General features: G+C 44.1%; 23 protein-coding genes and 1 pseudogene. 17 read left to right on the forward strand and 7 right to left on the reverse strand.

What is annotated here, in order from left to right; genetic code table 11:
* Positions 1–148 precede the first annotated feature (148 nt).
* The 6 genes and pseudogenes from AC3CKG_RS05880 (at position 149) to AC3CKG_RS05905 (ending at position 3,191) form a co-directional block, all read left to right on the forward strand.
* Positions 149–979, forward strand: coding sequence for a hypothetical protein (locus AC3CKG_RS05880; RefSeq protein WP_488528979.1), 831 nt, complete (start codon positions 149–151; stop codon positions 977–979).
* A gap of 63 nt (positions 980–1,042) precedes the next feature.
* Positions 1,043–1,564: a GNAT family N-acetyltransferase gene (locus tag AC3CKG_RS05885; RefSeq protein ID WP_488528980.1), complete on the forward strand. Its 522-nt coding sequence runs from the start codon at positions 1,043–1,045 to the stop codon at positions 1,562–1,564.
* Positions 1,565–1,679: 115 nt separating this feature from the next.
* A complete protein-coding gene (locus tag AC3CKG_RS05890; protein ID WP_122055687.1) occupies positions 1,680–1,931 on the forward strand; it encodes a TIGR03643 family protein in 252 nt (83 codons plus the stop codon).
* A 43-nt stretch (positions 1,932–1,974) separates the two neighbouring features.
* Positions 1,975–2,070 (forward strand): annotated as a pseudogene (locus AC3CKG_RS05895) (DUF3465 domain-containing protein); the annotation flags it as partial.
* Positions 2,071–2,119: 49 nt separating this feature from the next.
* Positions 2,120–2,668: a GNAT family N-acetyltransferase gene (locus tag AC3CKG_RS05900; protein WP_488528981.1), complete on the forward strand. Its 549-nt coding sequence runs from the start codon at positions 2,120–2,122 to the stop codon at positions 2,666–2,668.
* A complete protein-coding gene (locus AC3CKG_RS05905; protein WP_488528982.1) occupies positions 2,658–3,191 on the forward strand; it encodes a GNAT family N-acetyltransferase in 534 nt (177 codons plus the stop codon). The genes AC3CKG_RS05900 and AC3CKG_RS05905 overlap by 11 nt, the downstream gene beginning before the upstream one ends.
* Positions 3,192–3,278: 87 nt before the next feature.
* Here the strand turns inward: AC3CKG_RS05905 and AC3CKG_RS05910 are convergent, their stop codons facing one another.
* Entirely contained in the window at positions 3,279–3,800 is a 522-nt protein-coding gene (locus AC3CKG_RS05910) for a type II secretion system protein (RefSeq protein ID WP_488528983.1), read from the reverse strand.
* A gap of 271 nt (positions 3,801–4,071) precedes the next feature.
* Between AC3CKG_RS05910 and AC3CKG_RS05915 the strand changes: the two genes are divergently transcribed.
* Together AC3CKG_RS05915 and AC3CKG_RS05920 are read left to right on the forward strand one after the other, a co-directional pair.
* Complete coding sequence (locus tag AC3CKG_RS05915; protein ID WP_488528984.1) at positions 4,072–4,581, forward strand: RDD family protein; 510 nt, start codon at positions 4,072–4,074, stop codon at positions 4,579–4,581.
* A gap of 30 nt (positions 4,582–4,611) precedes the next feature.
* The gene (locus tag AC3CKG_RS05920) at positions 4,612–5,034 is read left to right on the forward strand and encodes an NUDIX hydrolase (protein WP_488528985.1); all 423 of its coding nucleotides are present in this window, start codon (positions 4,612–4,614) and stop codon (positions 5,032–5,034) included.
* A 134-nt stretch (positions 5,035–5,168) separates the two neighbouring features.
* Here AC3CKG_RS05920 and rplY read toward each other — a convergent pair whose 3' ends face one another.
* Complete coding sequence (gene rplY, locus AC3CKG_RS05925) at positions 5,169–5,447, reverse strand: 50S ribosomal protein L25 (RefSeq protein WP_017079048.1); 279 nt, start codon at positions 5,445–5,447, stop codon at positions 5,169–5,171.
* A 369-nt stretch (positions 5,448–5,816) separates the two neighbouring features.
* On the opposite strand from rplY, the gene AC3CKG_RS05930 reads away from it, so the two are divergent.
* The 3 genes from AC3CKG_RS05930 (at position 5,817) to AC3CKG_RS05940 (ending at position 8,473) form a co-directional block, all read left to right on the forward strand.
* A complete protein-coding gene (locus tag AC3CKG_RS05930; RefSeq protein WP_488528986.1) occupies positions 5,817–6,545 on the forward strand; it encodes a glycosyltransferase family 2 protein in 729 nt (242 codons plus the stop codon).
* A gap of 14 nt (positions 6,546–6,559) precedes the next feature.
* Positions 6,560–7,867, forward strand: coding sequence for an LssY C-terminal domain-containing protein (locus AC3CKG_RS05935; RefSeq protein WP_488528987.1), 1,308 nt, complete (start codon positions 6,560–6,562; stop codon positions 7,865–7,867).
* Between the two features lie 225 nt (positions 7,868–8,092).
* Positions 8,093–8,473, forward strand: coding sequence for a VOC family protein (locus AC3CKG_RS05940; RefSeq protein ID WP_017111624.1), 381 nt, complete (start codon positions 8,093–8,095; stop codon positions 8,471–8,473).
* Between the two features lie 204 nt (positions 8,474–8,677).
* Here the strand turns inward: AC3CKG_RS05940 and AC3CKG_RS05945 are convergent, their stop codons facing one another.
* The 4 genes from AC3CKG_RS05945 to radD all read right to left on the reverse strand — a co-directional run bounded on the left by AC3CKG_RS05945 (position 8,678) and on the right by radD (position 13,192).
* Positions 8,678–10,027 carry an ATP-binding protein gene (locus tag AC3CKG_RS05945; protein ID WP_488528988.1) on the reverse strand — a complete coding sequence of 450 codons (1,350 nt, stop codon included), beginning with the start codon at positions 10,025–10,027 and terminating at the stop codon, positions 8,678–8,680.
* 119 nt (positions 10,028–10,146) lie between these two features.
* Positions 10,147–10,806 carry a response regulator transcription factor gene (locus tag AC3CKG_RS05950; RefSeq protein WP_017111626.1) on the reverse strand — a complete coding sequence of 220 codons (660 nt, stop codon included), beginning with the start codon at positions 10,804–10,806 and terminating at the stop codon, positions 10,147–10,149.
* Between the two features lie 70 nt (positions 10,807–10,876).
* Positions 10,877–11,275, reverse strand: coding sequence for a PepSY domain-containing protein (locus AC3CKG_RS05955; protein ID WP_017108242.1), 399 nt, complete (start codon positions 11,273–11,275; stop codon positions 10,877–10,879).
* 174 nt (positions 11,276–11,449) lie between these two features.
* The gene (gene radD / locus AC3CKG_RS05960) at positions 11,450–13,192 is read right to left on the reverse strand and encodes a DNA repair helicase RadD (protein WP_488528989.1); all 1,743 of its coding nucleotides are present in this window, start codon (positions 13,190–13,192) and stop codon (positions 11,450–11,452) included.
* 97 nt (positions 13,193–13,289) lie between these two features.
* Between radD and rsuA the strand changes: the two genes are divergently transcribed.
* From rsuA to AC3CKG_RS05975, 3 genes are all read left to right on the forward strand, one after another.
* Positions 13,290–13,985 carry a 16S rRNA pseudouridine(516) synthase RsuA gene (rsuA, locus tag AC3CKG_RS05965; RefSeq protein WP_029223631.1) on the forward strand — a complete coding sequence of 232 codons (696 nt, stop codon included), beginning with the start codon at positions 13,290–13,292 and terminating at the stop codon, positions 13,983–13,985.
* A 188-nt stretch (positions 13,986–14,173) separates the two neighbouring features.
* Entirely contained in the window at positions 14,174–15,391 is a 1,218-nt protein-coding gene (locus AC3CKG_RS05970; protein WP_102513985.1) for a Bcr/CflA family multidrug efflux MFS transporter, read from the forward strand.
* Positions 15,391–16,050 carry a DUF2913 family protein gene (locus AC3CKG_RS05975; protein ID WP_017108238.1) on the forward strand — a complete coding sequence of 220 codons (660 nt, stop codon included), beginning with the start codon at positions 15,391–15,393 and terminating at the stop codon, positions 16,048–16,050. Before AC3CKG_RS05970 ends, AC3CKG_RS05975 begins: the two co-directional genes overlap by 1 nt.
* Before the next feature lie 129 nt (positions 16,051–16,179).
* Here the strand turns inward: AC3CKG_RS05975 and AC3CKG_RS05980 are convergent, their stop codons facing one another.
* Positions 16,180–17,616, reverse strand: a complete 1,437-nt coding sequence (locus tag AC3CKG_RS05980; protein ID WP_281052890.1) for a DUF2867 domain-containing protein — start codon at positions 17,614–17,616, stop codon at positions 16,180–16,182.
* A 98-nt stretch (positions 17,617–17,714) separates the two neighbouring features.
* Between AC3CKG_RS05980 and AC3CKG_RS05985 the strand changes: the two genes are divergently transcribed.
* From AC3CKG_RS05985 to AC3CKG_RS05995, 3 genes are all read left to right on the forward strand, one after another.
* Complete coding sequence (locus AC3CKG_RS05985; protein WP_488528990.1) at positions 17,715–19,088, forward strand: MATE family efflux transporter; 1,374 nt, start codon at positions 17,715–17,717, stop codon at positions 19,086–19,088.
* Between the two features lie 122 nt (positions 19,089–19,210).
* Complete coding sequence (locus AC3CKG_RS05990; protein ID WP_017108235.1) at positions 19,211–19,882, forward strand: ABC transporter ATP-binding protein; 672 nt, start codon at positions 19,211–19,213, stop codon at positions 19,880–19,882.
* On the forward strand, positions 19,863–22,316 hold the full coding sequence (locus tag AC3CKG_RS05995) for an ABC transporter permease (protein ID WP_488528991.1): 2,454 nt from the start codon (positions 19,863–19,865) through the stop codon (positions 22,314–22,316). Before AC3CKG_RS05990 ends, AC3CKG_RS05995 begins: the two co-directional genes overlap by 20 nt.
* The last annotated feature ends 1 nt before the right edge of the window (position 22,317 follow it).

A 22,317-nucleotide genomic window follows, 5' to 3' on the forward strand; every position in this document is an offset into this window, starting at 1 on the left:
GGCGAGCTTTTTTATTTTCAGAAAAACATAGATAGAGCAGGTTACTTTTATACGCCAGCGACGATGTTGGTAAATGTGAACGTTATGAATCTTAAGTCACGGCATTTATAGTGGTGTTTAAGACTTTGAACTTAGGGAGAGGGTGGCGGTGAATACGCGAGTAAATAAGAGTTTTTTAACGAGACTTATCCGGCTAGTTGGTTACGCTTTGATTATAGTGTCGAGTTTTAGCCGATTGAGCCATGCTCAAAGCATCGAGTTTCCTACTTGTGCACAGAGCGAGGTTTTGAATACAGAAATCCACCTTTATGTTGATGAATCGGTGTTAGACGAATATTCCAAAGCATTTATAGCCTCTAAGATAGCGACATGGGAAAGCTATTCGAATCTGGTGTTAAAAAACTCCTGCGTCCCTATGACGAGAAAAGTCACTAAGGTGACTTATACGTCTGAAATCGACAGCCTTTGGTTTCAAGATTTGAGCGCAGCAGAGAGGCTACTTAAGTTATCGATGGAAGAGCCAATTAAAGAAATCACAGAAGACGGTCGTCCTGTTTTTTCAGGGATTGTGTTTTCTAATTATCATTCTGCGTTCGAGTCGCGATATTGTGGTGTCGCATCTCAGGTATCTCGTTTTTTCTTTTTGGCGATAAATTGCCCAGACTCGACAATGGAACATGAAATTGGTCACTTGAGTGGCACTAACCACGACTATAAAAAGGTGTTAAAAGATCACGAGAGTATCGATCATTTTATCGCTGGCAGGTATCCGAAAGCTCCTGCATATTCATTCGGTGCTACTTGTTCAGAGAGAGGCACGGTAATGTCTTATGAGCGTGATATTATTCCTGTCTACTCTAGCCCTGAAATTAAAGTGAACGGACAGCAATGCGGAGATAACGCACATCACAATAATGCGAGAGTGCTTAGAGAGTTCGCAAATACTCAGTTAAAGCTAATAAACTCCAACAAAAATTAGTTGTGCTAATACTGAGAATAATCGAACAGTACGACAGCGTTTGAAACAGGACAAGGAAAGTGAATGGACATAACGATAAGACCAGCAATGCCCAGCGAATTGGCAGCCATTTATGCCTTGGTTATCTCGAACGATGAGTGGACGAAGTTTAACGGCCCTTATTTCCCATATTCGTCCCCATCCTTAGACGAGTTTGAAAGCCATTCGTTTCAACGCTTACTCGATGGGTTCGATTTACAGCTGGTGGTTGTAGATGATGTTCTTGTTGGGACTGTCAGTTGCTATTGGGAATGCGAAGAAACACGATGGTTGGAAGCGGGTGTGGTTATTTATAACTCTGAGTATTGGGGTAAAGGCATTACTGCATTGGCTCTTCCTCTTTGGGTATCTTACCTATTCGAAAGCAAGCAGATCGAACGAGTGGGCTTAACCACTTGGTCAGGTAACCCTCGCATGATGTCTCTTGCTTTGAAATTAGGTTTTCAACAAGAGGCGAGGCTCAGAAAAGTTCGTTATTACCAAGGCGAGTATTATGACTCGGTAAAATATGGGTTGTTGCGCTGCGAGTGGCAGGAGAGAAGATAGCTGAAAATCCCCCCCCTTTTTCGGCATGATTTGGTATTCAATTTAACGATAACACTTTGATCTAAAAAGTGAGAGCTAGCGTACTTTTACCCAGTTTATAATGGATGAGTATGTAATGAAGCTAACTAAAGAGAATGAATCAAGAATTATAGAAATGGCGTGGGAAGATAGAACCCCGTTTGAGGCCATAGAGCTGCAATTTGGTTTGAATGAATCAGAAGTGATTCGCTTCATGCGAAGCCATCTGAAGCTTGGCAGTTTTAAATTGTGGCGCTCACGTGTTTCTGGGCGCTCGACCAAGCATGTAAAACTGCGCAGTTCGGACGTTTCGAGAGGGTATTGTCCTACTCAATACAAGCATCGTTAAATAGGGACTTATATAACTTGCCCAAATGAGTATTTCATTATTGAACAAGAAAGGTGGCGTAATTCACTGGACTCACAGAGACCCTAACAACCGTCATGCTCACGGTTGGTTAAAACACAATGGGAACGCATACGAGTAAACACCTCCGAGACTTTTCCCTTCAAGGCTATAAGATAAAAGGAATTTTGATGTTTAAGCTGGAAGCTGACAGGTTGATACTTCGAGATATGAGTCTCGAAGACGAGTGTGCCTTTGTTGCGATGTCTCAAGACGCTAAGTATCAGCGTTTCTATGATGAAAGTGATTGCGAACCTAACAAATATCGAGAGCTAACTCAGTTGTTTGTTGAGCAGGCTTCAGAAGTTCCTCGACAGTCCTATCAGCTTGCAGTTGAAAGCAAAGATACAGGGAAGTTTATTGGAACCGTTTGTTTACGCCTTGAAGATAACCTACAAGCTTCAATGGGCTGTGCTTTCGCGAGAGAAGCTCAGGGAACAGGACTAAGTTTAGAGGCTGCAGCAGCCCTAGCTAGTTTCGGTTTCTCAGAGTTAGGCATACACCGTATTTACGCGGAAACCATCAGCAAGAACTTGGCTGCGATTAAATTGTGTAAGGTGCTCGGAATGAGGCAAGAAGCGCATTTCAATCAACACCGATTTTTTAAAGGAAAGTGGTGGGATACCGTTGTGCTGGCGATTCTACGTTCTGAATGGAAAAGGCATAGCAATGGAAAGTGAAAGGCTCAAATTAACCCCTCCATCATTAAAATACAGCGAAGAGATGTTTGATGTGATTAATGAATGCAAGGTCGAGTTTTCCCAATTCTTACCTTGGGTTTCTGATTTTCTAACTAAAGAGCAGCTCGAACTTAACATTCAAGATGCTACCAATAATTTCGCTAACTTTATTGGAGAATTCTGGTTCAATATTATTGAAAAGAAAACGGGGGCATTTATCGGGGCTATTGGTTTTATGATCAGAGACGATACTGTCCCTTACTTTGAAATTGGCTATTGGTTAAAAACATCCCAAACTGGCTTTGGTTATGTGAGTGAAGCCATCCGAATTGTCGAAGAGTATGCATTCATTCAAAAAGGTGCGAAACGAATCGAAATTAGAATGGCAGGATCGAATTTGAAAAGTCAGGCGGTGGCTAAACGATGTGGGTATCAACTTGAAGGTCGCTTTGCGAATGCTCGGTGTTTGCCATCAGGAGATCTGGACAGTACGCTCGTTTACGTCAAAACAAGCCTGTCTTAAACGTGTGGTGTTGATTCTTAATGTGTGGCACTTTTCTTTAGAGAAATCGTCAAATCCCAAGTATGTTGAGAGACCGACATTTAAGGTTTAGTTGTCTGGATCATCGTCGACAGTGACATCGCCATTCATTGAGTTGTAGTCAATGGAAATTCCCGGTACGACTCGATAATGATAGATACACTGATCCGTCTGTACATATTCAGCAATGTAGTCGGTTTCTTCAGGTGAATTGAAACTTGAAATACTAGGTGGGTCGAGGAGCAGTGCGCCCCATACCGAAATGCAGTCTTCAGCGTTATCTAATCTTGGAGATTCTTCGGGTAAGTACCATTGTTGGGCTGGATATCCCCACTCATTGAAGTCAAGCTGGCCGGTCGCGGAGTCATCATAGATAGGGACGTTCGTGGAAGCACCGCCACCGTTTGAGGTTAAATTTTTTGAATAGGCAAGATCGACCCCTGTTTTAAAAGAAGCACCAGTACCTTTAACAACTGCAATATGAGAATCGGTACTTACGTTGAGGAACCTTGGAGCGGCAGTGACGGCGAGTATTCCAAGGATCACAATAACGACAACAAGCTCAATAAGTGTAAAACCGTTCTTTTTCATTTAGCACCTCTTTTAAAGGCCGCTAGTATGCATTATAAGTTACTCTTACCAAAGGGAATATCTTTGTTTTAGTGGTAATTTAAATGCTCAATAATGAATGTTGTGATTAAGGTAACTTATATTTTATAAATCCCATGCGTGTAGCTTAAGTGCTGTGTAACTCACATTGATATTGATTTTAGTTTTATAAATCATTGCGAGTTTAATGTTGGAGATGCTGATGTGTTGTAGATTCTCTGCTCTATTACCGACAACGGCTTGAGGAACAAAAATGTACGCCAATAAGTATTCAAATTTTTGGAGACGCTTCTTTGCTATCTTGGTTGATTCAATCGTATTTTTGCCATTGGAATGGATAGACGATTACGTTCTTTCTGGTGTGATAAATTCGGGTGGTGTGTTTGCTTGGGGAGTTGCGTATTCATTAATTGGGATCACTTACTATGTGGGGATGCATGCCAAGTACGGGCAAACGCTCGGTAAGATGGTCACTCGAGTGAAGGTGGTCGATGTATCTGAAAGCAGAAACTTAACTCTCAAACAGTCTTGTATGAGAGATATTGTTCCAATCATACTGATTCCCTTCCAACTCTACCTTTATGCTCAGCTTTCGTTTTATGACGAAACATGGGAAAGCTTGGAGCAAGGTCGAGCCCTTATCTTCTTTGGTTACATCATGATTGGTTGGGTTGTTTTAGAATTCATCTCTATGCTTTTTAATCACAAAAGAAGAGCGATTCATGATTTCATAGCGGGCTCTGTCGTCGTAAAGAAAGTTTGATTCTCCAAATTATGGTTTAAGGAAAATTTGATGGGTGTACATGAGTGTGTTTCTTTTATCTTGCTGAACGAATCACAAGTATTATTGGAAAAGCGTAGTGAATCTAAAGAAACGGACCCCGGCTTGATTACCATACCTGGCGGTCATATTGAACACGGTGAAAATCAGGTTCAGACACTATTTCGTGAGCTCGATGAAGAGCTTAATGTTACTCCAACTGAATACACGTTCTTATGTTCACTTTACCACCCAACAACAGAGCTTCAGTTGATCCATTACTTTATCGTGAGTGACTGGAAAGGAGACATCAAAGCTCAAGAGGCTGATGATGTTAAGTGGTATTCACTTAATACAGCGCCTGTCGGTATCACTGCCGATTGCGTTGCGTTGAAAGAAGTAGAGCGGTTAGGTATGTTTAGTTCGTATTCGAACACATATTTACGACGTTTTTGAGGGCTCAAAAACGGTGAAACCCCGATGTTGGTAGCATCGGGGTTTCGAATTTCTAGATTTCTCGACTGGTAAGATCGATTATCTTTTCTATGCAGAAGGCTTGGATTAATCCAATCTTATTCCTTGGTAGGGAATTAGATACGGATGAAGTCCATGTGCTCAACTTTAGGCTTGAACGCGTGACGTTGAACGTCTTGCGGCTTAACCTTAACTTCTGCGCCGTCAATCAGTAGAGTGATTGCTTCGTAGAATTCAGGCTTATCCATTTGGTTGATCACTTCAGCGTGAACAAGTTCGATAGCTACAGCTGCTGCTTCGCCACCGTAGATTACAGCTGGGAATTTACCAGCGTGACGTAGGCGGCGGCTCGCACCTTTACCTAGTTCAGTACGTACTACTGCTTCAAATTTCATAGTTTTACTCTCAAATTAGTAAAAATTAACTTCACACCTCAATGCGACCTTGAGTATGTGGTAAAGCTTATGCATAAACGAGTTCATGCTTAAGCGAGCGCGGATACTAACATCACATTCAAATCTGAGCAAGTCAGAAGCCCATCTCAAAGTGAATTTCCTTCGATAAATGATTCGTTTGGAGATAAAACGTTCACTAACTCTTATTTACTCCATTTTATCTTCTTTTACATTGCCAATCTTATCTATTTATAGTGCTGCTAAATCATCAAGTTAATGAACGGAAAATGAATGTTCGCCTAAGACTTGGTTAAGGCTTGGTTAGTTATTCTTAATGCTAATCAAACAGCAGAATGAATAGGTGAAGTTATGGAACCAGTAAGCATTGTCGTTATTACATTAAACGAAGAGAAACGAATTGGGCGCTTGATGGAAGAGTTGAGTGTGCAAACCCACCAAGAGTTCGAAGTGATTGTCGTCGACTCCAACAGTGAAGATAACACCAGAGAAGTCGCTCAGGCTTATGAAAGCGCATTACCAGAGCTGACCGTACATCACATGGAAGATCGTGGTGTGAGTTTAGGCCGAAACACTGGTGCTTCTTTGGCTAAGCATTCGAGAATCCTATTTTTAGATGCCGATGTTAGCTTGCCTCGTAACTTCTTAGCAAAAGCACTCTATGAGCTTGATGAAAGAAAGCTGGAAGTGGCTGGCGTATACATGAGTTCTAAGGGGTTACCTTTGGTGCATAAATTAGGTTACGGGCTGTTCAACGCAGGTTTGCTTACGACCCAATACTTTTTCCCTACAGCGGTTGGTGCTTGTATTTTCTCGACCAAACGAGTGCATAAAGAGATAGGTGGTTTTGATGAAGCTATCGTCCTTTGTGAAGATTGTGATTACGTGAAAAGAGCCAGCAAGACTTGGCGTTTTCGCTTCCTTAATATGACTTTTGGATTCGACCCTAGAAGGCTTGATCAAGATGGGATCATGAAAACGGGTATGACCTATTTGAAAGCCAATGTACGACGCTTTTTCTCTGGTGAGATGCGTAACAATGAAATGAAATACAAGTTCGGACACTATAACGAGCAATAAGCGCTGGGGTTTAAATGTTTGAAGGAATAGGACTTTTCTTAGGGGCTTTAGGTGATGCGTTGATGGGCCCCAACTTGTTTGTGCCCGGTGAGCTCTTTTTTATCGCAGCAGGCTACCAAGCGTATTCAGGTGCTTGGTCTGCACTGGTGTTTGTGATGCTTGGCGGCCTATTGGGTGATCAGTTGAGTTATTTGATTGGTTACCGATACGGCGCGAAAGCACAACGTAAACTGATCAAGTTCCGCCCTAAAACCAAAAGGTTGATTGCGCGTTGTCGATACTTAATTGCCCGTAAGGGCACCTATCTCATATTATTCGCCCGTCTGTTAGGGCCTATTGCATGGGTTGTGCCATTCATTGCCGGTTCTCATCGTGTACCGTGGCGCAGTTTTAGCGTATTAGCTTTGTTTGGACTTATTCTTGGCGGCGGACAATTTATCGCTTGGGGCATGTTATTGGCACATGGTGTTGAGAGCTTTCCTTTGCTTAATAGCGTTAAGATATTCCTTGCTGAACACCAAAGCTTAATACTTGGCGCATTTGCCGTTTTAGTCGTGACGATCATTGGTTATAGAATGAAATGGCGATACCTGATGCTGAAATCGAGTGCCTTGTTGTTAGCATCAGTGTTGTATGCAAATTACGCTCACTTCTTCTGGAAAGCGGATGATTTTTTAAATCAGAAAATATCAGAAGAGGTCGCTTCTATTGACCTTGAGCAAGTAACATATAAGGCATTTCCCGGCCTGTCCCCGATTTATGATGCGCAAGCGATTAATGTTGTTTACGTCGGGGAGTCACCGCGTGAATTGATGAATCAGCTCGGTTGGATAGAGAATCAAACCTTCTCTCGTAATGAGATTGAATGGACAGGTTATCTCGCATTGTTGAAAGAGAAAACGCCCCCAGTGTCGGATTTATATTGGCGAAACAAGCCACAAGATATGGCTTTTCAACTGCCGGGGAATCTAATGAAAAGAAGCCATATTCGTTGGTGGAATGCAGGGCTTGATCATAATAGCAATCGACCTAAGTGGTTAGGCGCAATCAGCTACGATGATGGTCTTAAAGTGACTCCGTACTCTGGTATTGTCACCATTCTCCATCGGGTTGATCCTAATGTGGATGAAGAGCGCGATAGGTTGGCAGAACAAATAAAATCGCTTTATCCGAGTCTAGGTATCGCGAATGTGCCGCTTGCTAAGGCTGAGGTGATGAGTGATAAGAATGACTACTATACTGATGGCAACATACTCATGATTGGGGCGAGTTCCTATGGTTTTGACGAACAGAAACTGGAAGTCGCAACCAATGACATATAGGCACCCGGATTAACACATCACACTCTATTTTCGTATCCTCGGATTATCCCATTGATTCTTTGAATGTTCCCATTGAGCCTTGTTTAAACTCTTCTTAACATCATGCTCAGTGGGAAACTTCACCACTGTTCAGCTCCAAATCAAAGTCCTTATTCCGCAATAATATCTCTGCCTTTGTCTATGCTAATAAGGTGCTATTAAGAAGCACAAGCTAAGGACAAAGTTATGCAAATGAATCCGATTGGTTGGTTTGAAATTTACGTCGACGATATGATGCGAGCGAAGGCTTTTTATGAGGCTGTGTTTAATGTCACTCTCGATAAGCTAGATGTTGAAGCGGGAATGGATGTTGAAATGTGGGTGTTTCCTTGTGATATGGACAGCTACGGCGCTACAGGTGCGCTGTGTTATATGTCTCATGTCAAAGCTGGCGGCAACAGCACTATGGTCTATTTCTCTTGTGAGGATTGTGCGACAGAAGCAAGTCGAGCCGCAGAAAATGGTGGAGCTTTACAAGTGCCGAAAATGGCCATTGGGCAGCATGGTTTTATCAGTATTGTGAGTGATAGTGAAGGCAACATGATAGGGCTTCACTCTATGCAATAACTGGCGATGGTGGGGCTGACTATACTCTGATTGAATAAGGTCTGACTGCCCATGGACGCGCTGGTTATGTTGAAGATGTAGCTGTTCAATACAATGGTGTATTGATAGAAAAAAGCAGGAGTTTGCAAAATTGTGCAAACTCCTGCTTTTATGTGTGGTTTAGTTTTTATGTGCCGCTTAGCTTTTATGTTCCGATTAAGAGCTTTATACGACTTTAGACACCTTCAGAAAAAGAGAGGCTTTCAAGCCGCCCATTGAGCTTTTGCCCAAAGTTAAGCTGCCACGATAGCTGTGTGCCATCTCATTCACGATGTTAAGCCCTAAGCCTGTACCTGGTGTGGTTTCATCAAGACGTACGCCTCGCTTGGTTACCTGTTCGAGCTTCTCTTCTGGGATGCCTTTACCGTCATCTTCAATAATCAATTCGACATTACCGTCGGCAAGTTCATTGGCGTGTACGCGAATAATGCTGCCTGCCCACTTGTAGCTGTTTTCGAGCAGGTTTCCGACCATCTCATCAAGGTCGGTTTTTTCTACCGCGACCTCAAGTTCGGAATCCAACTCGTTGATCATGGTAACGTCGTTAACCGCGTAAACTTTATCAAATGCCATCGCGATAGCTTCAATACGCTCACAAGGTGATGACTTCACTGAAAGGATGTTCATCGCCCCGGCCATGCGTGCGCGGCCAAGGTGGTAATCGATTTGGCTTTGAATTTGATGAATCGGTTGCTGTAACAGTTTCTTCTCGTTGTCTGGCAGCATTTCGATTTCGTTTTTCAGAACCGATAACGGTGTTTTTAACGCATGAGATAAGTTGCCCGCGTGGTTACGAGCTCGTTCCAACAATTCTTGATAGTGGAAGAGTAGGGCATTGAGGTCAGAAACTAGTGGAGAAACCTCTTTCGGGTAGTTGTCGCTTAACCCTTGTTGTTCGCCTTTTCTTAGCATCACCAGTTCACGCTGCATTTTACTCAGTGGCAGTAGCGACCAACTGACTTGAATACCAATCAACATCAGTACGCCAACAAACAACAGCATCAGAATTAACCATACTTGGCCAGTCAATTCCGTCAGGGTCGACTCTAATGGATCTTCATCAATACCTATCGTGATCGTGATAGGGTCGGTGAGCTCAGGTAGGTAGATATCTTGCTCAATATAAATCAGCCTCTCTTTCTCTGGCCCTTTGATGGATGTGTGAATCGGCGAACGTTTTATGGTGAGGTCTTTGTCCCACAGAGAGCGAGAACGAATGATCTGTTCTTGAGTCGCCGCGCGCCAATAAAGACCACTGTAAGGTTGGTTGAACCTAGGGTCAGACAAGCGCTCTGCCATGATTAGGTTACCGTTTGAGTTAGTTTCAATATTGGCGGTTAGCTCGTCCATGGTGAGGTTGAGCTGTTGCTTCATATCGTCGACGAGATAATCATTAACCAGTTTTGGTATACCGATACCCGCCGCTAAAATCATGGCACCTAACCAAAAAGCCGCAGCGAGGAGCAAGCGGCTTTTTAGACTGATGTTTTTAAGCGTTCTTTTTTTTAGATTCATACATTTCTAGCCTGCCTTTGCTCGTCGCGGTTTATCAGCATTACGATGATCAGAACAGGCTATCCACTTAATTGATGATTGCACTTATTATTGGTGATGGCGCTAAATTGACGACAGCACTATTCAGCATTGAGTTGGTAGCCAAGGCCACGAACGGTTTTGATGATCTTTGGTGCGATTTTTTTACGGATACGGCCGATGAAAACTTCCACCGTATTCGAGTCACGGTCGAAGTCTTGCTTATAGATGTGCTCAACTAACTCTGTACGAGAGATAACCTTGTTTTGGTTATGCATGAAGTACGCGACAACTTTATATTCTAGCGCAGTGAGGCTAACCGCTTGGCCTTGCCACAGCACTTTAGAACTGCGTGTATCTAGGCTTAAATCACCAATTTGAAGAACAGGAGCGGCACTGCCAGACGCACGACGTAATTGCGCACGAATACGAGCAATCAACTCAACCATTTCAAATGGCTTTGTTAGGTAGTCATCCGCGCCTGCATTCAAGCCTTCTACACGCTGAGTAAGAGTGTCACGTGCACTTAAGATAACGACTGGCGTATTGATGTTTTCGTCTCGAATGCCTTTCAACACGGTTAAGCCATCCAACTTTGGTAAGCCCAGGTCTAGAACGATGGCATCCCACTCTTCCGATGTCGCACGGTAGAGTGCGTCGATACCGTCTTGAGAAAGTTCTGGAACCCAGTCGGCTCCCTCAAGAGTTTCTAGAATTTGTTGGCCCAAGCGAGGTTCGTCTTCAACGACTAAAATTTTCATAATTGTTCTTCTTAATTTTTGTAATGACTGTTCGTTGTGATTAATAGTGTCTTTAAAGTTGCGCTCTTAATTATTCGCCGTGTTTAATTGCGTCTTTAAAGTTTCGGCCTTTAATCATGAGCATCTCTAACGTCTCGGCGTTGTATTCGACTTTGATGATGTTGTTTTGGTAATTGATTTTTAGTTCATAAACCCAAATATCATCGTCTTCTTCTAGTTCTACTTTAATGATTCGACCATGAAGATCGTTCTCAACGGCCGCATACATTTCTGAGAAAGGGCGAATATAGCCTTCGCGTACGGCTTCGTAGACTTCGTCTTGATCTTCTTCAAATTCGATACGAGTTCCTGCTTTATGAACATCTTGCACTAAGTCATGACCATTATGATGTGAGTCGGCCCATGCACCAGCAGAAACAAATAAGCCTAAGCTTATAGAAAACAAAGAAATCATAGCTTTACTAAACATAGCGAATCCTAGAGAAGGTTGATAGCGTTCAGTATAAAAAAGTAATTCTGAACAGAAAGTGAACCTGATTAATAATGAGAATTTGATACCTAAAAACTTAACGCTTAATAGCGGAAGGCCTGATAAATGAAGACTAACTGCCAAGTGTTAAGAACGTAATACTTATTCTTAACCTTAACGCTGCTGTAGCTCGTCTTCGAATATCTTGTCTCTCATTTTCCAAAAGCGTCCCACTTTACGCGCAATCACGAATTGAGGTGGGCGGAATCGATGTTGGTGAGCAACCACTTTACTCGGTGAAGCTTCTTCAAATGGTCGGTGTCTGTCGGCAAGGTGAGGACGAACAAACTGATCCTTGAAGTTCTGCTTTTGTTTCTTGGTGGTTAATGACCAGAACTCATGCACTTGTGCTTGGTTCTCACCGCGGTAGGTGACTTTAAGTTGCGACTTACCTTTGTCGTCTTTAAGAACGTTAAGCTCCATCTCTAAACACTCAAACACCAACGCATCTTTTAGGTTTAACGCTTCTTTCAGCTTTTTATCTGGGTCAACTAAGGTGGCATCGCACTCATGACAAATACGCGCGGCGATGTCGTTGTCAGCGCCGCATTCACCGCAATACTTAGCGCGAAAACGATAATTACAGTGTTCGCGTTCGCCCGTGTCTTCATCGGTAAAGTAGCCTTGGCATTTGCGGCCGAAGTGTTCAAGTAAGAATCCGTTGCTGTCTAGCTTGCCCCAAAAGTTATTATTGAAGCCGCAAGCAGGGCAGGGAATGGTGATTATTTCGCTGTCGGAATCAGGTTTTGGATCGCCCACTTCAGGTTGGTAAAGGTCGTAACTGTTGCCTGCATAGTCGAGCACTAAACACTCTTTTTTACCTGGAGACAAGCGCAGGCCACGGCCAACGATTTGTTGGTACAAACTAATGGATTCAGTTGGGCGCAAAATCGCGATCAAATCGACATGCGGAGCATCAAAACCTGTGGTTAATACTGACACGTTAACCAAGAACTTGATTTTACGCTCTTTGAAATCACTGATGATTTGGTCGCGTTCGAGTGTCGGTGTGTCACCAATTACAATTGATGATTCGCCTTCTGGCAATAAGCCAAGGATCTCTTGTGCGTGTCTAACGGTCGCAGCGAATATCATGATGCCGAGTTTGTCTTTGGCCAGTTCAATGATTTGGTCGACAATCTGCGGAGTGGCGCGTTTAGACTGCTCGATCACCATATCGAGTTCGGCTTCTTTATATCGACCAGTGCTTGCTGGCTTCAGTTGGGAAAAGTCATAACTTAATACAGGCGCATCGATCATGCGTGCTGGTGTGAGAAAGCCTTCGTCCAACAAATAGCGAATTGGAAGTTCGAAAATACAATCTCTGAAAAAACGTGGCTCTTCAGAGCGAACTTGGCCACGTGTGTGATATTGGTAAAGCCACCCCATACCAAGACGATAAGGCGTCGCGGTCAATCCAAGCACCTTTATACCCGAATTATTTTCACGTAAGTGAGTGATCACTTTTTGATAACTGCTGGTCTTTTCATCTGGTACGCGGTGGCATTCGTCGATAACCAATAACGAGAACTGATTGGAGAATGAGTCGAGGTTTCGAACTACAGATTGAACCGAAGCAAACACCACTTGTTGGTCGGTCTCTTTTCGCCCTAAACCGGCAGAGAAAATCGAACCTTTTAGCCCATAACCTTCATACTTTTCATGGTTTTGTTCAACCAACTCTTTTACGTGTGCAAGCACTAGAACACGACCTTTAGCAAGCCTTGCTAGCTCTGCAATTACCAGGCTTTTTCCTGCGCCTGTAGGCAACACAAGAACAGCCGGTGTTTGGTGTTTTCTGAAGTAATGAATCACTGATTTTACTGAGTCAGCTTGGTACGGGCGGAGTGTATACATATAGTGTCTTGTAAGATGAAAAACAAATAGTGTGAAATAGCTCAACTAATTGAGCAAAGGTGACTATAATACCCGACTTAGATTAGTTGAGGTATTCATGCGTTTAGATAAATTTCTGTGCGATGCGTTAGGCGTCACTCGAAGAGAAGCAACACACTTATTAAAATCAAAAGCAGTGACAGTAAATGATGTCATTCAAAAAAGCGGCTCACTCAAGGTAACTGAAGAGTGCGTTGTGGAATGGCAAGGCAATGAACTGAATGTTCACGGCCCACGTTACATCATGCTTTACAAGCCAGAAGGCTTTGTTTGTTCGCATGAAGATGGCTCAAATCGCACTGCGTTTGAATTGCTTGATGAAATCAAAATGGACAAGCTGCACTTTGCAGGTCGTCTAGATGTTGATACGACTGGTCTTGTCTTAATGACTGACGACGGTAAGTGGTCTCATCGTATTACGTCGCCAAAGCACAAGTGTGAAAAAATGTACCGTGTATGGCTTGTTGAGCCTGTTGAAGCGGATTATGTTGAAAAATTCAAAGAGGGCATCCAGCTTAAGAGCGAAGATGGCCTAACACTTCCTGCACATCTAGAAGTACGTGCAGAGCGAGAAGTATTGCTAACGATTCACGAAGGCAAGTACCACCAAGTAAAACGCATGTTTGCAGCACTTGGTAACAAGGTAGAAGCACTGCACCGTGAACGTATTGGTGAAATCGAGATGGACGAATCCTTAGAGTTGGGTGAATACCGTTACCTAACACAAGAAGAAGTCGACTCTATCTGGAAGTAATCTTTTCTGCCGTAGATGTGGCCGACCAAGGATAGCGTCGGCTGATTATTTTGACTGGTACTAGGACAGTTTCAGCCATTATTACTATATGTTCATGTATGTGTGCGCATATTCGTGTATCACTGTGCGTATTCGTATATTGCTGCGTGCTCGTGCTCACATAGAACTTAGTACTTAGTCGGAGAGTTATGCAAACGTCTACCTCACAGACCCCAAGCTTACAACCACAAACTCCTCAGTTAGGTTGGATGCTATTTTTGGTTCTGGGCGCTATTGGTGCTTTGACACCACTCGCCATCGATATGTACTTACCTGCAATGCCAACGATCGCCAAAGATCTCGGCGTGACAGCGGGTGAAGTGCAAATCACACTTACCGCGTACACCGCAGGTTTTGCACTCGGTCAGTTGTTACATGGCCCGTTAGCCGACAGTTATGGTCGCAAGCCCGTTCTATTGATTGGTGTATTCTTCTTTGCGATAGCCTCTGTCGTGAGTGCAACTACTCATGGTATTGAAGCGTTAACGTTAGTTCGTACGGCTCAAGGTTTTGCAGGTGCTGCGGCAGCGGTTATTATCCAAGCGGTTGTGCGTGATATGTTCGACCGTGAAGATTTCGCAAGAACCATGTCGTTCGTTACCTTAGTGATGACGGTTGCGCCACTAGTAGCCCCTATGATTGGTGGCTATTTGGCATTGTGGTTTGGTTGGCGTTCAATCTTTTGGGTGTTGGCTATTTTTGCGGTTATCGTGATTCTTGCGGTTATCATTAAGATCCCTGAAACACTGCCTGTCGAAAATCGTCAGCCCTTGCGCTTTAAAACGACGATTCGCAATTACGCTCGTTTGTGTAAAAACCCGACGGTTATGGGTTTGATTTTCTCGGGTGCATTCTCATTCTCTGGGATGTTTGCATTCTTAACCGCAGGCTCTTTTGTCTATATTGATATCTATGGCGTACGTCCTGACTTGTTCGGTTATCTGTTTGGCCTGAACATTGTTGCGATGATTCTGATGACAACCATCAATGGTCGAATTGTTAAGAAGGTCGGTTCTCATACTATGTTGAGAGCGGCGTTGGTTATTCAATTACTAGCTGGTTTAGGCTTACTTGTCGGGTGGGCGTTGGACTTAGGACTTTGGGGCATTGTGCCGTTTGTGATGCTATTTATTGGTACCATTTCTACTATCGGCAGTAACTCTATGGGTCTATTGCTCAGTGGTTATCCAAACATGGCGGGCACGGCTTCATCGCTTGCGGGAACATTAAGATTTGGTACTGGTTCTGTCGTTGGGGCTATCGTTGCGATGCTGCCAAGTGACAGTGCTGGGTCTATGGCTATGGTAATGGCTGCGTGTGCAGTAATGTCAGCATTACTATATTGGACATTAGGAAAGAAGGCATAATGTCAAAATACTATATTGAAATTCAGAAGTTAGTTAATGACGCGTTAGGCGAGCTTTACGCTCTGCACAAAGCAGGCAAAGCGATTGATGCGCCTATTGCGAACAACCTTTATTTGGTTCGTTGGGTAACGAAGGCGATTAAGGCTCAGTCTTATGATCGTGTGATTGTTCCTGATTTGGTGCGTTGGCAGAAGCAGGGGCGTTCAAAAGGCAACAACTCTGATTTAACCTTTACGTTCAAACGTATCTCTGCGTTTTACGGTAAATTCTTCCCAGAAGGTGAAGAGCCAAAAGCGTTGAAAGACAGCGACGTTGAAGCCTTTATGGACAAGATGTACGAGATGGGTTGGAGCGTATCGAGTGAAGATGAGCTAACGACTGGCGGAAAAATTCAGTTCTTCACTGATGGTGAGCACTCTTTTGCACTTTGTGGCAAACAGTGTGACGACTCGTTCGACGGTGAGCTAATGGTAAAACCAATGAACTGGTTTGTTCGTGGTAACCACGCTGAGTTTATTCAAGCAGCGATGGAAGCGGGTTTCATGCTTCACAAAGTCACTGACTATAAGTCAGCGGTGAAGTACCACGGTGAATACATCGTGTATCCTGCTAACCAAGGCAATCAACTTGCTGAGATCCCAATTAGCGTTGTCGGCTAATCTCGTGACGACTGAAATTATAAAGACCGCCTAAATGGCGGTCTTTTTCTAGCTAGAAGGCGTGAACGAGAGTCTTATCTATAGCTCTTAATCTCTTCGCATCTCGTTACTCGAATCCCGTATCTGCTTTTAATCCCTCATCTGCTCTTGTGCCTGCTTCTCAATTGCCTTCACCATGCCTTTAAAGATAAACAGGTGAGCAGGCATCATTGCGAACCAATAGAGTAGACCTAGAAAGCCTTTCGGGTGCCACCAAGCTGATATGTTCAGTTCGCGAGACTCTCCATGGTCAGACACCGTAATCTCCAGTCGTCCTAAACCGGGGCCTTTCATTCCGAAAAGCAGTGATAAAAACTGATTCTCTTCGCAGCGAATGACTTTCCATGAATCTATTTTGTCACCGACTTTTAGATTCGGTCCTTCTGGCATTTGACGAACCGGAATGCCGCCACCAAATAAAACGTCCATCCATTCGCGTGTGCGCCATAATACGTTACCGAAGAAGTAACCCTGTTTTGGGCTTCCTATCTGCTGTGCAACATGCCAGAGCGATTCTAATGATGCTGTCGACGTGATACTTGCACCTGTTTTCTTAGGGTAATAACCATAGCCAGCTTGCCAGCGCTTAAAGGCTGCTTTGTCAAAGCCCCACACATTACTCTTTACGAAGTTGCCTTCAGAGTGAATAGCTTGTTCAACCATGTTTTCGAACGAGATAAGCTTTTGAGGGTACTTTTCTCTAATGGTGGTCGAACTGGCAATAAAGTCGTGCTTTAAGCCAGCGAGAAGCGCTCTGCCTATATTTGATGGGACAGAGGTCACCACGCCTAGCCAATAAGACGCAATTTGCGGTGTGAGTAGCGATGTCGCCCAGAGTCGAAGAGGGCGATCTGCTGTCTTGGCAATGTGTGCAAATTGGTTTCGATAAGAGACAATATCAGGCCCGCCAACCTCGAAGGTTTGATTGTAGCTTGGCGTGTCGTGTGCGAGTTTTAGCAAGTAGTGGTTTAGGTTCTGTAATGCTATTGGATTCGCTTTGGAATCAACCCATTTTGGCGCAATCATGATAGGTAGGTTGTAAACAAAGTCTCGCATGATTTCGAATGCTGCTGAGCCGGGGCCAATAATCACACCCGCTTGTAATTCTGTCACGGGTACAGAGCCGCTACGCAGCAGATCACCGGTTTTTTTTCGAGCCTGTAAATGTTCTGAGTCTGCTGTCTGAGGTTGAAGTGAACTTAAGTAGATCACGTGTTGATTCTTTGGCCCAAGAGCCGAAACAAAGTTACGTGCTAGGTTCAATTCGTAGTCAATAAAATCGTGGCCTTCAGCCATTCCATGCACGAGAAAGAAAATAAGGTCAAAGTCAGGGACGAGCGCTTGAGTCGCAGCTTGGTCGGCAAGATCAAGATACACGAGCGATAGGTTATCGTGAGGCTCGGTTCGTGCTTTTAAATAGTCGATATGCCTTGCTGCTGCGGTGACTTGATAGCCTTGTTCAAGCAGGAGAGGGAGGAGCTGCGAACCAACATATCCAGAAGCGCCTAAAACCAGTACTTTCTTCATTGTTACTCCATTTATATCTGTGGTTAAAAACCGAACATTGATATAATAGCGCGATATTTATCTTTATTCATCAATACGTTCCGTTTAGGTCTATCTATATGTTGCTCTCTTCAATTATCCATCACACTCGAGGTGATTTTGTTCGTAGGCTTATTGCGATTGCTTTGCCTATCACCTTGCAGAGCATTATGTTCTCAAGTCGAGGCCTTGTGGATGTATTGATGTTAGGCCAATTGGGTGAAGCTGATATTGCTGCGGTGGGTGTGGCGAGTAGAGCCATGTTTGTCACGACCATTATGTTGGTGGGTGTAACCACGGGTGGGGCGTTATTGACCGCGCAATATTGGGGAGCAGGTAACAAGCAAGGCGTTAGAGAAAGTACGGCGTTAACTTGGTTGGTTTCAACACTGTTTGCACTGCTGACCATTGTGTTCTTCGTATCATTCCCAAGCCAAATTATGGGCGTGACGACCGACTCACAAGAGGTTATCAGCCTTGGTGTTGACTACATCGTTATCACCTCATTTAGTATGTTAGCCGTGTCTTGTGTGAGTAGTATGGCCGTTGGCCTAAGAGCGATGCACAGGCCTGGCTTGAGTACTTTCTTTAGTGGTATCGGAATTTTATCGAATGTATTTCTAAACTGGGTTTTGATTTTTGGTAACTTGGGCTTTCCTACCCTAGGAATCAAAGGTGCGGCGATTGCGACGGTATTAAGTGGCGCAATCGAAGTTGTTACCTTGTTTGGCTACCTTTATTTCTCTAAGCATTTACTGGCTTTCAAGTTCTGCGATATAAAAGCGGCAGCTTCGATCGAAAAAGTGGTTCGCTTCTTAAAGTTATCGCTGCCGACGACGTTTAACTTCTTAGCGTGGGCGGGTGGCTTGTTTGCTTACCACGCGATCATGGGGCAATCGGGTGTCCAAGGTCTGGCTGCACTTTCAGTGATGACGCCAGTAGAGTCTATCTCATTGAGTCTACTGATTGGCCTTTCGAATGCGGCAGCGGTTCTGGTGGGCAATCAGCTTGGCGCGAAGAACAATGAAGCGGTGTACTATCAAGCACTAGGTTTAACGATTTTGTGTTTCTTGACCAGTATCGTGGTCGCGATTTTCCTCTACTTCGTACAAACGCCAATACTGAACGCCTTTAGCGCTTTGACAGAAGAAACCCGAGCGCTTTCAGAGAAGTTCATTCTGATCCTCAGCGTGGGTATTGTTATTGATTCGGTACCGCTGACCGTCATTGTTGGTGTGTTGAGAGCGGGCGGTGATGTGAAGTTCTGTCTCTATCAAGATGTGATTGCCCAGTGGGTGATCGGTATCCCGCTAGCCGCGATCGCTGCTATCTACCTTAAGTTTCCACCGGAGTGGGTATATCTGCTTTTCCTCACTGAAGAAGTGCTGAAGTGGGGTGGGTCACTTTATCGTATGAAAACAAGAAAATGGATTAAAAACTTAATAGGAAGTTGAAGTAGGGCGCACCAATCGCATCACTTTATCGTTGGCATGTGATCTATCTTTCAAAATACTTCCTCCTAACAGGGAATTAGTGTAGATTCTCCTTCCAAATTCTAACTAATGTGAGCTGTTTAATGTTAAAGCTGTCAGACCTATGTAAAGGCTATGTCGACGGGGGGGAATTTCACCCTGTTTTGCAAGGTGCTGAATTAACATTAAACCAAGGTGACCAGCTGGCATTAATGGGAGAAAGCGGTTCTGGTAAAAGTACATTACTGAATCTTATTGCAGGTCTAGACTTAGCAGACTCAGGCGAAATCGCTTTCCCAAACTTCAATATGCACGATTCGACAGAACGTAATCGTACGGCTTATCGTCGAAACAACATTGGTCATATCTTCCAGCAATTCAACTTGCTACCAACGCTTAATATTGCCGACAACATTCGTTTTTGCCGTCAATTAAAAGGCTTACCTGAAGATAAAGGGCTTTGGCGACAAATCCTTTCTGCTTTAGATCTTATGCCTTTGCTTGGACGTTACCCTGAAGAAGCTTCTGGTGGCCAGCAACAACGTGCGGCCATTGCTCGTGCTTTGTACATGGAGCCTAAAATCTTATTAGCCGATGAGCCGACAGGTAGTTTAGATGAGCGTAATGCTGAAGCGGTAATGCGCTTGCTCACCTCTTTAGCCCGTGAACTGGAATGTACTTTGTTGCTTGTTACTCACAGTGAAAAAGTGGCACAGCATATGGACGGACGTATTCGTCTACAGGGAGGGCAACTGCATGTTATGGCCCGTAGTTAAGGCGCTACTCGGTCATTATCGACGTTACCCACTTCAGATTATCTTGGTATGGCTTGGTTTAACCCTTGGCGTATCATTATTGGTTGGTGTTACTGCAATTAACCAGCACGCCAAGCAGAGCTATACTCACGGCGAAAAACTGTTTTCGAATCCTCTTCCGTATCGTATTCGTCCCAAACATAACGCCAATAAGATCCCTCAAGGTTTTTATATCCAGCTACGCCGTGAAGGCTTTCAACAGTGTTCTCCTTTTGAACACCACCGTATCACTGATGAAAATGGCGCGAACTTCATGCTTATTGGCTTGGACCCAGTGTCTATGCTTCAGTTGCATCCGGGCGTCGCGCTAAAAGATCTCACAACATTAAACCTAATGAAGCCGCCGTATCCAATCCTTGTCAGTGATGATCTTGCTGAACATATGGAATGGAAGAATGGTGACTATATTCCTCTTCTCGACGGCTCTGAACTTGGGCCTGTTGTTGTTGATCAAAACGACCTCATTAACGGCACGCGATTGATCGCAGATATCTCGCTACTAAGAATGTTGAAACGTAGCGCTGGACTGTCTGTTATTGCTTGTTCAGATATGCCACCAGAGAAGTTAGAACGTCTTAAGAATATGTTGCCTAATGGACTGACGATTTCTCGCAGTTCAAAAGCTGAATTGGAATCTCTAACCAGTGCTTTCCACTTAAATCTAACCGCGATGGGCATGCTGTCGTTTGTTGTGGGCTTGTTTATCTTCTATCAAGCGATGTCATTGTCATTTATTCAACGTCAGCCATTGGTAGGAATATTAAGGCAGACTGGCGTGTCCGGTTGGCAGCTGGCTAAAGCTCTATGTTTAGAACTCTTGATTTTAGTGCTAGTGAGTTGGGTGTGCGGCAACATCTTTGGTGTCATGCTTGCTAACCAACTGTTACCTGCCGTGTCTTCAAGCTTAGGCGACCTTTATGACGCCAATGTGGGTTTAACCATCAATTGGAATTGGCGCTGGAGCGGTTATAGCTTAATGATGGCTTTATTGGGTGCCTTCCTAGCTTGCGCTTGGCCGTTGGTTCGTTTACTTAAATCTCAACCTATTCGTTTGTCATCACGCTTGTCTTTGATGCGCTTTGCGGGTACGGAATTTACTTGGCAGGCATTGATTGGCTGTGGCTTCTTAGTTGCTGCTGTAGCCGTTTATCAAGCGCCACAAACGCAAGAGTCTGGCTTTGCTATTATCGCGTTGATGCTCGTGAGTGTGGCTCTGTTTACGCCGTTCTTGATGTGGAAGCTGTTCAATAGCTTGTCTTATTCATTACGCTGGGTTCGTGCTCGTTGGTTCTTCGCTGATGCAGCATCAAGTATGAGTTACCGTGGTGTTGCTACCATGGCCTTTATGCTGGCGTTATCAGCGAATATTGGCGTTGAAACCATGGTCGGTAGCTTTAGAGACACCACCGATAAATGGCTAACACAACGTTTGGCCGCAGACCTTTATATCTACCCGACCAACAACGCGGCTGCTCGCATGAGTAACTGGTTGTCAGAACAGCCTGAAGTTGATTCAGTGTGGTGGCGTTGGGAAAAAGATGTCTCTTCTGCTAAGGGTAGCATCCAAGTAGTCAGTACTGGGCCTTCAGAAGGTGAGTTAGAAGCGCTGACTATCAAGTTAGGGATTCCAAACTATTGGTATCATCTACATCACTCTAAAGGGGTGTTGATCAGCGAATCAATGTCTCTCAAGTTGGGTATTCGTCCCGGCGATTATATCGATCTGCACGACAGTCTTGGCTCTGGTTGGCAGGTTGTCGGCGTTTATTATGATTATGGTAATCCATACCATCAGGTCATGATGTCACATCGCAATTGGTTATATGGCTTTGCAGGCCGGGGCAATGTTGGATTAGGCGTTATATTAAAAGACGACGTGAATGCCATTGGTTTACGCAGTCGTTTGGAAAGTGTGTTTAGGCTAGGGTCTGAACGTATCTTTGATAACAATAATATTCACAGCCAAGCAATGCGTGTCTTCGATAGAACCTTTGCGATTGCTGATACGCTGGGTAACATTACCTTAGTGATTGCTGTATTTGGTATCTTCTTCGCGACCGTCGCGGGTGAAGTCTCTCGTCAAAGGCATATTTCACTTCAGCGTTGTTTAGGGGTTTCAGCCAAAGAGCTGATATTTACCGGAAGCCTACAGTTGTTTGTGTTCGGGCTTATTTCATCTTTGATTGCAGTGCCATTAGGTTTAGCGTTAGCAAGTTTGATCGTTGATATCGTTATCAAGCAGTCTTTTGGGTGGTCACTCGAGTTACAAGTGATTCCATGGGATTACTTAGTGACTTTTGCGTGGGCGATGGCAGCATTAATGCTCGCTGGTGCTTTACCAGTGATGAGAATGATCCGAAATACGCCGATGAAGTCATTGAGGGATGCGCTTTAAT

The sequence above is a fragment of the Vibrio sp. QJM3NY_15 genome (assembly GCF_057785995.1).

Excerpts from the sequence above, each read along its gene's own strand:
- AC3CKG_RS05945 (WP_488528988.1), bottom strand. The coding sequence starts at position 10,027 with ATGAATCTAAAAAAAAGAACGCTTAAAAACATCAGTCTAAAAAGCCGC.
- AC3CKG_RS05990 (WP_017108235.1), top strand. The coding sequence starts at position 19,211 with ATGTTAAAGCTGTCAGACCTATGTAAAGGCTATGTCGACGGGGGGGAA.
- AC3CKG_RS05900 (WP_488528981.1), top strand. The coding sequence starts at position 2,120 with ATGTTTAAGCTGGAAGCTGACAGGTTGATACTTCGAGATATGAGTCTC.
- AC3CKG_RS05930 (WP_488528986.1), top strand. The coding sequence starts at position 5,817 with ATGGAACCAGTAAGCATTGTCGTTATTACATTAAACGAAGAGAAACGA.
- radD (WP_488528989.1), bottom strand. The coding sequence starts at position 13,192 with ATGTATACACTCCGCCCGTACCAAGCTGACTCAGTAAAATCAGTGATT.
- AC3CKG_RS05920 (WP_488528985.1), top strand. The coding sequence starts at position 4,612 with ATGGGTGTACATGAGTGTGTTTCTTTTATCTTGCTGAACGAATCACAA.
- AC3CKG_RS05885 (WP_488528980.1), top strand. The coding sequence starts at position 1,043 with ATGGACATAACGATAAGACCAGCAATGCCCAGCGAATTGGCAGCCATT.
- AC3CKG_RS05980 (WP_281052890.1), bottom strand. The coding sequence starts at position 17,616 with ATGAAGAAAGTACTGGTTTTAGGCGCTTCTGGATATGTTGGTTCGCAG.
- AC3CKG_RS05970 (WP_102513985.1), top strand. The coding sequence starts at position 14,174 with ATGCAAACGTCTACCTCACAGACCCCAAGCTTACAACCACAAACTCCT.
- AC3CKG_RS05910 (WP_488528983.1), bottom strand. The coding sequence starts at position 3,800 with ATGAAAAAGAACGGTTTTACACTTATTGAGCTTGTTGTCGTTATTGTG.
- AC3CKG_RS05905 (WP_488528982.1), top strand. The coding sequence starts at position 2,658 with ATGGAAAGTGAAAGGCTCAAATTAACCCCTCCATCATTAAAATACAGC.
- AC3CKG_RS05915 (WP_488528984.1), top strand. The coding sequence starts at position 4,072 with ATGTACGCCAATAAGTATTCAAATTTTTGGAGACGCTTCTTTGCTATC.
- AC3CKG_RS05950 (WP_017111626.1), bottom strand. The coding sequence starts at position 10,806 with ATGAAAATTTTAGTCGTTGAAGACGAACCTCGCTTGGGCCAACAAATT.
- AC3CKG_RS05975 (WP_017108238.1), top strand. The coding sequence starts at position 15,391 with ATGTCAAAATACTATATTGAAATTCAGAAGTTAGTTAATGACGCGTTA.
- AC3CKG_RS05995 (WP_488528991.1), top strand. The coding sequence starts at position 19,863 with ATGTTATGGCCCGTAGTTAAGGCGCTACTCGGTCATTATCGACGTTAC.
- rplY (WP_017079048.1), bottom strand. The coding sequence starts at position 5,447 with ATGAAATTTGAAGCAGTAGTACGTACTGAACTAGGTAAAGGTGCGAGC.
- AC3CKG_RS05955 (WP_017108242.1), bottom strand. The coding sequence starts at position 11,275 with ATGTTTAGTAAAGCTATGATTTCTTTGTTTTCTATAAGCTTAGGCTTA.
- AC3CKG_RS05935 (WP_488528987.1), top strand. The coding sequence starts at position 6,560 with ATGTTTGAAGGAATAGGACTTTTCTTAGGGGCTTTAGGTGATGCGTTG.
- rsuA (WP_029223631.1), top strand. The coding sequence starts at position 13,290 with ATGCGTTTAGATAAATTTCTGTGCGATGCGTTAGGCGTCACTCGAAGA.
- AC3CKG_RS05890 (WP_122055687.1), top strand. The coding sequence starts at position 1,680 with ATGAAGCTAACTAAAGAGAATGAATCAAGAATTATAGAAATGGCGTGG.
- AC3CKG_RS05940 (WP_017111624.1), top strand. The coding sequence starts at position 8,093 with ATGCAAATGAATCCGATTGGTTGGTTTGAAATTTACGTCGACGATATG.
- AC3CKG_RS05985 (WP_488528990.1), top strand. The coding sequence starts at position 17,715 with ATGTTGCTCTCTTCAATTATCCATCACACTCGAGGTGATTTTGTTCGT.